We start from the raw sequence: 13,281 nt of genomic DNA, 5'->3' as shown, positions 1-13,281 counted from the left end.
ATTTTCCGAGGTGGAGATCGTATTTCCAATTTGAGCGCAGTAAAAGAGGTGAAAATCTTGAACTTTGATATTGTAGGACAAAAAGCATATATAAAAGATGGACCGCATCGGAACCGAATTGGAATTGTAAAGAAAAACGAGACAAAATTAGCATCGCAGTTTGCTATTGTAATTGGAGAACAAATCATTGATGTAGAGCTAAAGGATATCGTGTTAGTTGGGGTGGACGTAGGACAATTTCATAAATGGTGCGAACAAAATGGTTATTTGTGAAAAGGACGGGCTGTGAGATAATGAAATATATTTGAGAGAAGAGAATATGTTATTATATTCTCTTTTTCTATGTGTAAGGAGACGAAGATGAAGTATACAGAACGAGATTTTACACTGGAATTGAAAGAGAAAATTCAATGCATGGAGAAGGAAATAGAACGGATATCACTTAAACTTTATAAAGAGTATTCGCATTTATACATAGAAAAAAACATGGAATTAGATATGGGACTTGTTAAAGATAAAGAGCATCCTTTTGAGGTGGGATATGGTTCATCAGTTGCTATAGCTATATTAGATGAAGAAAAAGAGATGATTGGATTTTACAATATACCAATTTGGAAATGCGAAAGAATCTTTTTAGGAATGCCAATTCAATCAAACATTTTGGGTAGTAAGAAAGTAGGGGAACTCGCTGATGAATCTTGTTATGAGATTGAGGAAGAGTTAAAAGAGCAATTAAAAGAATACTTGGAGTGATAATTCTCAAGATAAGATCTATAAAGAGGGAACGGAATAAAAAAGACGCTAACAATTGTATGTTAGCGTCTTTCTTTCATTATGAAGCAATTTCACCAGTTTTTGTATCGTCTTGATTGTACGTATCTTGATCTAATTCACCAAGCCATTTACTTGAAATAAGACCTGCTGTCATAGAACCACTTACGTTAAGAGCTGTACGACCCATATCGATTAATGGCTCAACTGAGATAACTAGAGCAACAATACCGATTGGTAAGTTCATTGTAGATAGTACGATTAAAGCTGCGAATGTTGCACCGCCACCAACTCCGGCAACACCGAATGAGCTAATAGCAACAACAGCGATTAAAGTTAAAATAAATTGTGGTTGTAATGGATCAATTCCTACAGTTGGAGCGACCATCATTGCAAGCATTGCTGGATAAATACCTGCGCAACCGTTTTGTCCGATAGATACCCCAAATGAAGCTGCGAAGTTTGCAATTCCTTCGGAGATACCAAGCTTTTCTTTTTGAGCTTCAATATTTAATGGCATCGCACCAGCACTAGAGCGAGATGTGAATGCAAAAGTTAGTACAGGGAACACTTTTTTCAAATATTGAATTGGATTTAAACCAGACAATGCAATTAATAATAAGTGAATGATAAACATTACGATAAGTGCTACATAAGAGGCTAACACGAAGTTACCAAGCTTTAAAATAGCATTTATATCGCTACCAGCAACTGTTTTTGCCATAAGAGCTAATACGCCGTATGGAGTAAGGCGTAAAATTAATGTTACCATACGCATTACGATTGCATATACAGCATCAAGCATTTTCTTAAATAGCTCTGCTTGTTCTGGATATTTTCGTTTTACACCTATAAAGGCAATGCCGATAAAGGCTGCAAATATTACGACAGAAATTGTTGATGTTGGACGAGCGCCTGTTAAATCAAGAAACGGATTTGTAGGCAATAGCTCTAATAATTTATCTGGAATTGTTGTCTTTTCAATAGAAGTAAATCTTTCTTCAACTAGTTTCAGACGAGCAGATTCTGCATCACCTTGTTGCAAGCCTGTTGCAGATACATCAAATCCTGCACTTGCAGCGATACCGACAGCTGCAGCGATTCCTGTAGTAAGAATTAAAATTCCGATAATAAGACCACTAATTTTACCAAGGTTTTTCGTTAACTGTAATTTTGTAAATGCTGAAATAATAGATACTAAAATAAGTGGCATAACGATCATTTGAAGTAATTTCACATAACCGTTACCAATTAAGCCAAACCAAGTATTTGATTCAATAATTACTTTAGAAGTTGGCTCATAAATGAATTGTAATATAAGACCGAATAAAATTCCGACTCCTAAAGCGGTAAATACACGTTTATTAAAAGATACATGCTTACGTTGCATATAATATAATACGCCAACTAAGATGAGCATGACTGCAACGTTAATTCCGACAAGCAGTGTATTCATGTTGATTCCCCCTAATTCCAATCTGTTATATAGAATATAAGGTAATAAAACCTATAAGTCAACTAGGAAATTCCGGGATTAAAAAAAAGATGGCAAAATGCCATCTTTTAATGTCCAGCCCCAGGGACAAGTAAAAATGTCGTGTAGTATGTAAATCCTATGAAGAAAACAGTTAAATATGCCCCGAATACGTATATATACATACGCTCTGTTAATTTTAAATAGCTTAAAAGTACGAAGAAACCTGTTTGTCCTAAAAATAGTAGTGCAGCCTGTTGCATATCTCCTACGTAAAACATAACCGAGAAAATTCCAGTCCAAAAGCCGAGAACGCGAAACATGCGATCCATGCTATTTCCCTCCTTTTCTAGAAAAAGTAAAACCTCTTTTCATTATAGTTTATTTTTCTTACTATTGTAAATATTCATTCATATAAAAAGAAGCCAATTATTATTGGCTTCTTTTTATATGAGAAATTAAATTGTTAGTTTATAATTACAAGATTTACATCCATCTAATAGACTATCATTTCGAGTTAATTCCATGTTAGGGAATAGGATTTCAAAAATTCCTTTCATCATATCTCCGTGCATGTTACAAATTTCAGTTGGATGATGAACAGCCACTTCTTTAAATGGACAATTGTGTACATCATAGAAAATTTTTGTTCCATCTGCACTTAATTCAAATGCAGGTGATAAGCCGGCTGTTGAGAAAGCTTCTTTTGCAATTTGAACTTTTTGTTCTACTGTTAAAGCACCTTCACTCACATTTAAACGTTGCATATGTTGTTGCATTAATTCGGCCCCCAATTGTTTTCCTGTTTCGTATAGCGCTTTCTCACCAGCAGCGCCAAGGCTAAGTAAAGAATTAAATGCTATTCTTGCTAACAATTGATAATCACGGAATGGAAATTGCAATTGAATAACATCTTCAGATAAGACATATAATCTGCTTGGTCTTCCGCCTTTTCCAGTTTTCTTTGTTTCCGATTTAAGCATATGAACATCTTCTAATTTAGATAAATGTAAACGTGCTACGTTTGGATGAATATCGAATTCATCTGCAATTTCTTGTACAGTTACGTAACTATGTTTTTGCGAAATATATTTATAAATGTAATAACGAGTTGGGTCAGCTAAAACACCTGTAATTTTTAAAGCTTGTTCCATGAGGATCTCCACCTTTATCACTTTATCCAAGATAATAACATTATAATACAGATAAACATGAGTATAGGTAATTTCAGACAATAATTCGGAAATTGTTCATAATTTCACAAACATATTTTTCCTTTTTCCTCTATTGAAAATACAAAAATCCAAATTTTTATTGTGCATGTTTTCATGCTATATACATAGTGAGGAGGGAAAAGTGATGAATGGGATTGAAATTTTTGCGAATACAATTTTAAAAGAAGCGTGTAGGGTACAAGCGTCAGATTTACATATTGTGCCCCGGCAGAAGGATGTAGCGGTGCAACTACGTATAGGAAAAGATTTAATGACGAGACAATGTATTGAAAAGGAGTTTGGAGAAAAACTTGTCTCACATTTTAAATTTTTAGCATCTATGGATATAGGAGAGAAACGGAAGCCACAGAATGGTTCGTTGTATTTGCAAATTGATGGACAAGAAGTGTATTTACGCCTTTCAACACTTCCAACAGTATATCAAGAAAGTCTCGTTATTCGCCTTCATTTACAAGCATCTGTTCAGCCCTTATCACATCTTTCGTTATTTCCAAGTACGGCAGCAAAACTACTCTCGTTTTTACGCTATTCACAGGGGCTACTCGTGTTTACTGGACCGACTGGTTCTGGGAAGACAACGACAATGTATGCATTATTAGAGGTAATTAGAAAAAAGAAAACACGTCGTATCATTACACTTGAAGATCCGGTTGAAAAAAGAAGTGACGATGTATTACAAATTCAAATAAATGAAAAAGCGGGTCTTACATATGAAACAGGATTAAAGGCTATTTTACGTCATGATCCAGATATTATTTTAGTCGGTGAAATCCGTGATGAAGAAACAGCAAAAATAGCTATAAGAGCAAGTTTGACAGGACATTTAGTAATGACAACGCTGCATACGAATGATGCGAAAGGAGCAATCATTCGTTTCATGGATTATGGTATAACGAGGCAAGAGATTGAACAGTCTTTATTGGCTGTAGCTGCACAGCGACTTGTCGAATTGAAATGTCCGTTTTGCAGAGGGAAGTGCTCAACTTTATGTAAATCAATGAGGCAAGTAAGGCAAGCAAGCATTTATGAGCTGCTATATGGGTATGAGTTAAAACAAGCGCTTAAAGAAGCGAATGGTGAATGTGTTACTTACAAACATGAGACTTTAGAATCGTCAATACGAAAAGGATATGCTTTAGGGTTTTTAGAAGATGATGTTTATGTTTAAGAAAACTTGGAGTTTAAGTAATCAAGTAGTATTGTTGAAACGTTTAGGAGAATTATTAGAAAAAGGCTACTCTCTTTTACAAGCATTAGAATTTTTACAGTTTCAATTACCTGTAGAAAAGAAAGTACAATTGCAACGCATGGTTGAGGGATTAAAAGATGGGAAAAGTCTACACGATTCTTTTCATCAGTTAAGGTTTCATCAGGACATGTTAAGTTATTTATTTTATGCCGAGCAACATGGTGATATTTCTTTCGCTTTGCAACAAGGAAGTGCACTTCTTTATAAGAAAGATAAGTATAGGAGAGACATGATGAAAATAATGCAGTATCCTATGTTTTTGGTGTTTTTTCTACTAATCATGCTTTTTATTTTCAACCTCATCTTATTACCTCAGGTTGAAATGGTTTATAGTTCGTTCGGTTCTAATACACCACTACTTACAGAACAAATTTTAAGTGCAATAAAAATGCTACCTTACATTATTTTAACCGCTATTGTAACTGTTATTATTGGATGTAGTTTATATATGTTGTATTTTAGGAAACTTCCACATATTAGACAGGTAAAAATCATGCATCGTATTCCCTTCATCAAAACATTTCTTATTTTAAAGCATTCACATTATTTTGCTACTCAGTTGAGTGGTTTATTAAATGGTGGACTATCAGTATGCGAAGCTTTAACAATAATGATGGAGCAAAGATATCATCCGTTCTTTCAATATGAAGCGAGCCGAATTGAAAGACAATTAATTGGAGGAGAACAGTTACAATCTATCATTGCTAAAAGTGGGTATTACGAGAAAGAACTTTCTTATGTTATTACGCATGGACAAGCAAACGGTAATTTAGCGATTGAATTAGGTGACTATAGCGATCTTATTATGGAAAAGATGGAACGGAAAATTAAACATATGGTAGTTATCATTCAGCCTATTTTATTTACATGTATTGGAGGAATCGTTGTCCTTATGTATTTAGCGATGATTATGCCGATGTTTCAAATGATGAATTCTATTTAGGAGGCATTTGTATGCAGAATGAGGAAGGATTTACTCTGTTAGAGATGCTATTAGTAATGGTTGTCATAACTATATTATTACTATTAATTATTCCGAATGTAGTTACACAGCGCTCATCGATCCAAGGAAAAGGGTGTGCAGCTTACGTGAAATCTATAGAAGCGCAAATACAAGTATATCAATTACAACATAATAAAATTCCATCGTTAAAAGAACTGATAGATGAAAAGTATATTACACTTGATAAGTGTCCGAATGGCGAATCTATTCATATTTCAGATGATGGCACAGTATCAATTAGGACATTGTGAAACAACAGGGGTTTACTTTTTTAGAGATGTTACTCGTTTTATTTGCTATTTCTGTATTGAGTATAGTTACGTATTTTAGTGTTCATTCCTTATACGAGCGACAAAAAGTTGAACAATTTTTGAGACAGTTTTCAAATGATGTTTTGTATATGCAGCAATTAGCGATAAACCGTCAAAAGCACTATACATTACGTTGGTATAAAGATAGAAATTTGTATGCTATAAAAGAGTTAGGTACAAAGTATTATATCGTCAAGCGGGAGTATGAAGAAGATATACAAATTGATTTGCATACGTTTCCAAACCCGATGACATATAATCCAAGTGGAAATATTAATAGAGGTGGTACGATTATAATTTCGTATCGAAATTATAAATATGAAATTGTATTTCAGCTTGGAAGAGGGAGATTTACGTATCGTGAAATGTCAAAAAGGGTCCATAATGGCTGAAATGATTGTGTCGTTAAGTGTTTTAATGATGGCTGTATCGTTACTACTACCGCAAACAGTATTAGTTATGCAAGAAAGAAAAAATATACAAATTCGTTATAAGGCATCTGGGTTATTAAAAAAAGAAGCAGCTATATATATGTATGGAAATGAAGAAAAGCGAATAATAGAAAAGAATATGAATGGAATTGTGTATTACACATATTGGGGAGGCAATGAAGTTTGTACCATGTGGAGAGATGTGAAAGAAAGAATGGTGGAACAATGCTTTTATGTAGGAGAAAAAGTAAATTAGAATTTGGTTTTTCATTAATAGAAATGATTGTATGTCTGTTTCTATTATCAATATTTTTTTTGCTCTTTCCCCGCCTACATTTCATTGAAATGGAAAATAAACAGTCAAAAGGATTAAATGATTGGGAGTGGGATGTGTTTTTAGGTCAAACGCAATTGGAGTTTCGTGAAGTATCATCTGGAGAACAGCTAGCATTTGAAAATGGAGAAAGTATTTTAAGATTCCGATCGCGTAATGGGAGTGAAGTATCATATGAAAAAGAGAATAGTCGTCTTATAAGAAAGGTAAATAGGCGTGGGAGAGAAGTTGTTTTACAAAATATTGGAACGGTTTCTTACAAACTAACACCTCATGTACTCATTATAAATGTGAAAGATACTAGTGGGAAAATATATGAAGGGGTAGTTATGCGATATAGTGAAATGGAAATGAATGTATGAGAGGGCAAAATGGGTTTACAATGCCTGGAACGATCATCTTTCTTATTTTATTAACTTCTTTTTTTATATACGAAACCAATATGCTGCTTACAGATAAAAATTTTTATATGGAAATAGAACAAAAGTTTTTACTGGATGAACTACTTAACCGATCTATTACAGATATAAAAAAAGACTTACAGCAAAAAGAAAAAGAAGGTGCATTTTTCTTTCAGTATGAAAAGGGAGAAGCGAGTGGGAATTATGTTTTTGAAAATGATTCAATTTTCGTTGCGTTGCAGTGCAAACTCAAACAGGAAGCTTTCTATACGGTGAGCTTTCGGTATAGAAAAAAGGATGGAAAAATAGTCGATTGGATAGAAGGATAATATGTGAAATATATGGAGATAAACCAGGGGTTTCTATTATAAATTGAATTGACTTTTTAGAAGAAATAGATAAATATAATGATTAAAAGTTTAAATTTTCTCAAAAAAGAGAAAGGTAGAAAGAATATGATATATTCATGCTATCCAATCATTATTTTTAGGGAGAATAGGGAAATGACAAATAACAATCAAATAGGTGAAAATAAGGAACAAACTATTTTTGATCATAAAGGAAATACGATTATGACAGAAGATAGAGAAATACACATTATTTCAAAATTCGAAGAACCTCTTATTGTCGTATTAGCAAATGTACTAAGTGATGAAGAGTGTGATGAATTGATTGAAATGTCTAAAAATAAAATGAAGCGTTCTAAAGTTGGTTCATCACGTGATGTAAATGATATTCGAACAAGTAGCGGTGCATTTTTGGAAGACAATGAACTTACTTCAAAGATTGAAAAACGAATTTCATCTATCATGAATGTTCCTGCGTCGCATGGAGAAGGGTTGCACATTTTAAATTATGAAGTGGATCAACAATATAAAGCACACTATGATTATTTTGCGGAACATAGTAGATCAGCTGTTAACAATCGTATTAGTACGCTTGTAATGTATTTAAATGATGTAGAAGAAGGCGGGGAAACGTACTTCCCGAAATTAAATCTTTCTGTACATCCTAGAAAGGGAATGGCAGTATACTTTGAGTATTTTTATCAAGATCAATCACTAAATGAGCTTACGTTACATGGAGGGGCACCTGTAACGAAAGGCGAGAAATGGATTGCAACGCAGTGGGTGAGAAGAGGTACTTATAAGTAAAAGCGAGTGTTACGTTTTGTTCTTCATAGTATAAGAACAAAACGTTTTTTTATTAAACAAAGTAGCATCTTTCGTTATAATAACAATTAATAAATGACGATTGAGAGGACAGAAAATGAAATCTATATACATAACCGGCTATATGGGAGCAGGGAAAACAACAATTGGAAAAGCATTAAGTCAAGAACTTCAAATGGATGTTGTAGATACTGATCAAAAAATCGAAGAGAAGCAAAAGAAGGCAATTCGTGATATTTTTGCCGAAGAAGGCGAAATGACTTTTCGGGAATATGAAAGCGAAATGTTACGTTCGCTACCAGTCCATAATGTCATTATTACAACTGGTGGGGGAATTATTGAACGAGCGGAAAATCGCAAGTGGATGAAAGAGAACGGAACTGTCGTGTATTTATATTGTGATCCAAATGTAATTGCAGAAAGGCTTCGTGAAGATACGACACGTCCACTATTTCAAAAGAAAGATATAGATGCATTCGTAAAGAAATTTGAATCACGCCGAACTTATTATGAAGAGGCTCATATTCATATCGATACGACAAATAAGTCTGTAAAGCAAATTATGAATGAATTAAAGGAAAAGATTAATGTATAAAAAAGTGGACATACTAATCAAGTAGAGGTGATGATAATATGTCTACTAATGATTATGTTCGCTTTGTGACGCAGCAGTTTGTGTCGTATATGGATGCTCCAAAAGAAGATCGAAAACAAAAGAAAGAACAACGCCGTGCTGAAAAAGAGCCATTTATGAATAAGTGGTTTGGTGTTATGCCGCTGAGTGCTGCTTTGTTTTATCGAAATGTAAAAAGTAAAAGAAAAAAATCAAGTTAAATTTTAGTCATATGTCTAGCAAAACAAAGATCCCCTAGTGTCGTAATACACTAGGGGATCTTTGTTTACTGCACGGATTCTTGTTCTTCCGTAACGGCATGTATTTTATTGTTCACCCATACGAACCCTATTCCGATACAAATAGAAATGCCCCAGCCGACAGCGGTCATAATCGCTCTCATTTCACCGTAGCCATCTACACCAAAAACAGAGATGAAATAAATTTTTAAAAAGCTTTTTAATATAAATTGCAGCCCGAAAAATAACGTTAAATATTGCAGTGCTGGATATATACGACTATCACGATAAAGCTCACGACTTTTATCGCGGTCATGGCCTTGCAGCGCTGCAATATCTGCTGCGAAATATAACATAAGTGGTTTTTTTATAAAAATTGTACATATGACGATAATACCGAGTACGATGTGATAATACGCATCGTTCCATAACATTCGTTCAGCTGACCCAGATAATAGATCTACCGTTGTATTAGAAATGAGTGTAATTAAAATAAAGAATCCTGTCACGTTAAACTGTTTTTCTTTTTTAAAGGTATACAGTGTATAAATAATCCCCGGAACAGAGGAAAGTAACATCGCGTAATAAGGATCGATATAAGGTTTTGCAAATTTCCAAATGAGGAATGGGATTACGAGATAAAAGACAAGATCTAATATAGCTTTTTTATTTTGATTCATACAAAGCCTCCTTAAGTCATACATATATTTTATAATATAATTTCTGAAAATTGTATAAGGTTTAATGGGAAAAGAAAAAATATATCAATTTTTGAGGGATTAGTAGATTGAAAAAAATTGCCCCTAGCGTAGTAAGTTTTTTTAGTATATAATAAAGGAAACGCTTTCATTTTTAGTTTGTTCACAAAATGGACGGAAAATCACATATTTACTATCGATATGTTGCTTTATAATGAAACTAATTAAATATACATGCATACAATATTGTGAAATAAATAACATAAATAATCTATATAAATGTAAACGTTATCAAAAGAGAGAGGTGGAGACAATGAGTAAATTTTTCTTCAATCATAATCCAGCAACAGTAGAGGATGGAAGGCTTGTTAAATATGCTGAAATTATTTATGGAGAAGGTGGCCGTTCTGTATTAGAAAATTTAATGGTGAAGGCATCTATCAGATTGCGTGATCGTTATCCGAATAAATCTGACGAGCAGATCTCGAACCTAGTAAATAAAGGCATCCATGATATGTTTCAAAAATATGTGAGCGAGTAAGAGTAGCCAATGGCTGCTCTTATTTTTTTGTATAAGGATTGAAACTCTAGCTGAAAATAAACATGTATTTTGAAAAACGCAAAAAGGAGTGGGAAAGATGAGCAATGGAATTGGACGTTCGAAAGAAAATCTTCCAACTGATGCAAATCATGTGAGCGCAAAGGATCGTGCACAGCAGAAACGTATGGCACAGAAAAAACAGCAAGAGCGTAGTGGCGATAGCGAGTAGGGTAGAAAATAGCTCAAAAGAGGCTCCTTCTAAAGCAGAAGGAGCTTCTTCAAGATAGAAAATGATTCGCGGTAACATAAAAAAGGCCACCGTTAATAATTTGCACTGTAATACGTGGTTCATACTGTTCTTGCAGAGCTTGTTTTTCAATTTCATAGCTCTCAGGAAGTTCGTCACTTTCTTCATAAAAACGGTTTAAAAGGTCTAGATCATGATTCCAACGCACTCTTGCTTCTTTTGCCCACGTATGGTCATCTTCTGCAATTATATTTTTTAAAGCGTCTTCTATGCGTTGTAAACCACTTTGAGGTTTAATGATGGGCGAGAGCGTAAAACAAAAATCAGGTATTTTTGGTGTAAGTTTAATGTTTGTTAATGTTTCATGAAAGTTTGCCATCATTGTCCCAGAAATGAGATGAATGCCAATCGAGTGAAGGATGTCTTTTTTTCGATCACATTGATAGGAAACTTTTATATTAATACCGAGCCAAGGGTGGAGCGGTGTATGTGTTGCCCCATTATGTCTTACATCCTCATATAAACGTATGTAAGAGCCTAATTCTTTTGTCGTTTGGAAAATTTGATGTAGACGTGGTGAACCGTAGTGAATAAGCTCACCATCATTTTCTTCATTTTCTTCATTTTCTGGATTTGTAATAAGAGTAAGGCGCATCGGATTCGGTACGCCTCCTGTTTTCTCAAGATAGTGCCAATAAAAAGGGCGATTCATTAATAATTTATCCATCTCAATTGTTAACTGTACATCTAATAAATGAGGAGAACGTTCTAAAATTTCACAGTTATTCGCCTCAAAGAAATTGTATAAGTAATTATGAATTTCATGTTGCTGCATAGCCTTGCACCTCAGCTTCATTTCGTTTCGCAAAGTCGATAATAGATGTTAAGTTTTCCATCTTAATTCTAATTTCACCTTCGCTTTTTGATTGCGCGAAAATTTCTTGAATGTGCGCGTCGATGTTTTTCATATTAATTCTCGTTAAAATTTCATCGAGTTCACCGATAACACGCTCGAATAAGTTGATTTTTTCATATAACAGTTTCAAAATATGTTCTTCAACAGTATGCTTTGTAGCTAAGTTATAAATATGAACATCATTCTTTTGACCGAGACGGTGAATACGTCCGATTCTTTGCTCAAGACGCATTGGATTCCATGGCAAATCATAATTGATCATATGGCTACAAAACTGTAAGTTAATGCCTTCTCCGCCAGCTTCCGTTGCAATTAACACTTGGGCACGATTTTGGAAAAGTTCTTTCATCCAATCTTTCTTCCCGCGTTTAAATCCGCCGCGGAATGGGACAGAAGAAATACCGTGTTGTTGTAAAAACCATTGTAAGTACATCTGTGATGCTCGGTATTCCGTGAAAATGACGACTTTATCGTCAATTTCTTTTATAAGCTCTAGAGCTTTAGTTGCTTTCGAGTTGAAAGGAATATGATTAATTTTGTCCATTAGCACATCGATATGTGGATCTTTTATATAATGTTCATTTTCTTTCTGTCTTTTTTCTACATGCTTTTTCAATGAATAGTAAACAGCCTCACGACTACTACACGCTTCCCGTTTTAAAGTTAACGATGAGAAAGCAGATGTGAAGGCGTCTTGTCCTCGCCAATTTTCGATATCATTATATAGAGCTTGTTCTTGTTCATTAAACTCAACAAAAATTGTACGTACATGTCTCTTCGGCCAATCGATACCGGTATTATGTCGTCTATTTCGCACCATTACTTTGTTAATGAGAGCTTTTAAGTCTTCATCTGATTCGGCTGAGCGATTTTTGGAAGCGTAATATTCTTCAAAGTTGGATTGATTGCCTAAATGTCCTGGCTTTAATAAAGAAACAAGGTTAAAAATTTCATCAATCTTATTTTGAACAGGAGTAGCGGTTAGTAATAAACAAAACTTCTTTTTTAATCGTTGTGCAAATTCATAGTTTTTTGTTTTATTATTTTTCAGTTTATGTGCTTCATCGATAATAATAAGGTCATATTCTAAGTTCAACACGATATCGCGATGTGGTGAACGTTTCGCAGTATCAATTGATGATACGATTACGTCAGCTTGTTCCCACGAGTAGCTTTTCTTTTGTGCTACAGCGGGAATGAAAAACTTTGTATTCAGCTCGTATGCCCATTGTGATACGAGAGAGGCTGGGACAAGTATAAGTACCTTTTTCACAAGCCCGCGGACCATGTATTCTTTCAAAATAAGTCCAGCTTCGATTGTTTTTCCAAGACCTACTTCATCTGCTAGAATCGCTTTACCATTCATTTGTTCAATCACATTTTGAGCGACTTCTAATTGATGCGGAAGCGGCGTGAAATGGGATAAATGTTTCGGTGCTTGTAGTCCATCAAAAGTAGGAACAAGTAACGATTTTTCTGTTTCATAAGCTAAGTGATATAAATCCCAGTTTGTCCAAGGACCATCTTCATCAATTCTATTTAAAAAATTGTTTTGCCACGTCCGATCTACGGAAATATCGACATTCATTACGACTCTCCCACCTTTTATAAACTAAAGTAATTATTTTTTAATGTATGATGATTTG

21 protein-coding genes are annotated in these 13,281 nt (G+C 34.3%); 14 read left to right on the top strand and 7 right to left on the bottom strand.

Features of this window, described 5'->3' with window-relative positions; genetic code table 11:
- Positions 1-57 precede the first annotated feature (57 nt).
- Entirely contained in the window at positions 58-273 is a 216-nt protein-coding gene (locus NZ044_RS20920; RefSeq protein ID WP_001008326.1) for a DUF3912 family protein, read from the top strand.
- Positions 274-360: 87 nt separating this feature from the next.
- Positions 361-753, top strand: a complete 393-nt coding sequence (locus NZ044_RS20915; RefSeq protein WP_000877908.1) for a hypothetical protein — start codon at positions 361-363, stop codon at positions 751-753.
- 79 nt (positions 754-832) lie between these two features.
- On the opposite strand, the gene NZ044_RS20910 is transcribed toward NZ044_RS20915, so the two are convergent.
- From NZ044_RS20910 to NZ044_RS20900, 3 genes are all read right to left on the bottom strand, one after another.
- Positions 833-2,227, bottom strand: coding sequence for an L-cystine transporter (locus tag NZ044_RS20910; protein WP_001094344.1), 1,395 nt, complete (start codon positions 2,225-2,227; stop codon positions 833-835).
- 107 nt (positions 2,228-2,334) lie between these two features.
- Positions 2,335-2,577 (bottom strand): DUF2626 domain-containing protein, encoded by a 243-nt coding sequence (locus NZ044_RS20905; protein WP_000375619.1) that lies wholly within the window; start codon positions 2,575-2,577, stop codon positions 2,335-2,337.
- Between the two features lie 126 nt (positions 2,578-2,703).
- Positions 2,704-3,399, bottom strand: a complete 696-nt coding sequence (locus NZ044_RS20900) for a helix-turn-helix transcriptional regulator (protein WP_098505676.1) — start codon at positions 3,397-3,399, stop codon at positions 2,704-2,706.
- Between the two features lie 205 nt (positions 3,400-3,604).
- Here NZ044_RS20900 and comGA point away from each other — a divergent pair, with 205 nt between their 5' ends.
- The 10 genes from comGA to NZ044_RS20850 all read left to right on the top strand — a co-directional run bounded on the left by comGA (position 3,605) and on the right by NZ044_RS20850 (position 9,215).
- A complete protein-coding gene (gene comGA / locus NZ044_RS20895; protein WP_001013181.1) occupies positions 3,605-4,648 on the top strand; it encodes a competence type IV pilus ATPase ComGA in 1,044 nt (347 codons plus the stop codon).
- Positions 4,635-5,672 carry a competence type IV pilus assembly protein ComGB gene (comGB, locus tag NZ044_RS20890; protein WP_003257965.1) on the top strand — a complete coding sequence of 346 codons (1,038 nt, stop codon included), beginning with the start codon at positions 4,635-4,637 and terminating at the stop codon, positions 5,670-5,672. The genes comGA and comGB overlap by 14 nt, the downstream gene beginning before the upstream one ends.
- A gap of 11 nt (positions 5,673-5,683) precedes the next feature.
- Complete coding sequence (gene comGC, locus NZ044_RS20885; RefSeq protein ID WP_098505677.1) at positions 5,684-5,983, top strand: competence type IV pilus major pilin ComGC; 300 nt, start codon at positions 5,684-5,686, stop codon at positions 5,981-5,983.
- Entirely contained in the window at positions 5,980-6,435 is a 456-nt protein-coding gene (comGD, locus tag NZ044_RS20880; protein WP_002082168.1) for a competence type IV pilus minor pilin ComGD, read from the top strand. The genes comGC and comGD overlap by 4 nt, the downstream gene beginning before the upstream one ends.
- Positions 6,428-6,730 (top strand): hypothetical protein, encoded by a 303-nt coding sequence (locus NZ044_RS20875; RefSeq protein ID WP_000829465.1) that lies wholly within the window; start codon positions 6,428-6,430, stop codon positions 6,728-6,730. The genes comGD and NZ044_RS20875 overlap by 8 nt, the downstream gene beginning before the upstream one ends.
- On the top strand, positions 6,700-7,170 hold the full coding sequence (gene comGF, locus NZ044_RS20870) for a competence type IV pilus minor pilin ComGF (RefSeq protein WP_000923110.1): 471 nt from the start codon (positions 6,700-6,702) through the stop codon (positions 7,168-7,170). Before NZ044_RS20875 ends, comGF begins: the two co-directional genes overlap by 31 nt.
- Positions 7,167-7,538, top strand: coding sequence for a competence type IV pilus minor pilin ComGG (gene comGG / locus NZ044_RS20865; RefSeq protein WP_001214886.1), 372 nt, complete (start codon positions 7,167-7,169; stop codon positions 7,536-7,538). Before comGF ends, comGG begins: the two co-directional genes overlap by 4 nt.
- A 174-nt stretch (positions 7,539-7,712) precedes the next feature.
- A complete protein-coding gene (locus tag NZ044_RS20860) occupies positions 7,713-8,363 on the top strand; it encodes a 2OG-Fe(II) oxygenase (protein WP_000183864.1) in 651 nt (216 codons plus the stop codon).
- A 115-nt stretch (positions 8,364-8,478) separates the two neighbouring features.
- The gene (locus tag NZ044_RS20855) at positions 8,479-8,976 is read left to right on the top strand and encodes a shikimate kinase (protein WP_079245915.1); all 498 of its coding nucleotides are present in this window, start codon (positions 8,479-8,481) and stop codon (positions 8,974-8,976) included.
- A gap of 38 nt (positions 8,977-9,014) precedes the next feature.
- Positions 9,015-9,215, top strand: a complete 201-nt coding sequence (locus NZ044_RS20850) for a YqzE family protein (protein WP_000106083.1) — start codon at positions 9,015-9,017, stop codon at positions 9,213-9,215.
- 65 nt (positions 9,216-9,280) lie between these two features.
- Here the strand turns inward: NZ044_RS20850 and NZ044_RS20845 are convergent, their stop codons facing one another.
- Positions 9,281-9,913, bottom strand: coding sequence for a VC0807 family protein (locus NZ044_RS20845; protein ID WP_001073111.1), 633 nt, complete (start codon positions 9,911-9,913; stop codon positions 9,281-9,283).
- 141 nt (positions 9,914-10,054) lie between these two features.
- Entirely contained in the window at positions 10,055-10,171 is a 117-nt protein-coding gene (locus NZ044_RS20840; protein ID WP_003279814.1) for a hypothetical protein, read from the bottom strand.
- A gap of 73 nt (positions 10,172-10,244) precedes the next feature.
- Here NZ044_RS20840 and NZ044_RS20835 point away from each other — a divergent pair, with 73 nt between their 5' ends.
- The gene (locus tag NZ044_RS20835; protein WP_000032702.1) at positions 10,245-10,472 is read left to right on the top strand and encodes a hypothetical protein; all 228 of its coding nucleotides are present in this window, start codon (positions 10,245-10,247) and stop codon (positions 10,470-10,472) included.
- Between the two features lie 97 nt (positions 10,473-10,569).
- On the top strand, positions 10,570-10,701 hold the full coding sequence (locus NZ044_RS20830; protein ID WP_000064665.1) for a hypothetical protein: 132 nt from the start codon (positions 10,570-10,572) through the stop codon (positions 10,699-10,701).
- Positions 10,702-10,750: 49 nt separating this feature from the next.
- Here NZ044_RS20830 and NZ044_RS20825 read toward each other — a convergent pair whose 3' ends face one another.
- Together NZ044_RS20825 and NZ044_RS20820 are read right to left on the bottom strand one after the other, a co-directional pair.
- Positions 10,751-11,554: a YqhG family protein gene (locus NZ044_RS20825; RefSeq protein ID WP_001183974.1), complete on the bottom strand. Its 804-nt coding sequence runs from the start codon at positions 11,552-11,554 to the stop codon at positions 10,751-10,753.
- Complete coding sequence (locus tag NZ044_RS20820) at positions 11,541-13,223, bottom strand: DEAD/DEAH box helicase (protein WP_001100040.1); 1,683 nt, start codon at positions 13,221-13,223, stop codon at positions 11,541-11,543. Before NZ044_RS20820 ends, NZ044_RS20825 begins: the two co-directional genes overlap by 14 nt.
- Positions 13,224-13,281: the final 58 nt, after the last annotated feature.

The organism is Bacillus sp. FSL K6-1338 (genome assembly GCF_038006965.1).
Classification (GTDB): domain Bacteria; phylum Bacillota; class Bacilli; order Bacillales; family Bacillaceae_G; genus Bacillus_A; species Bacillus_A thuringiensis_S.
This window is presented reverse-complemented; position numbering and strand designations above follow the sequence as displayed.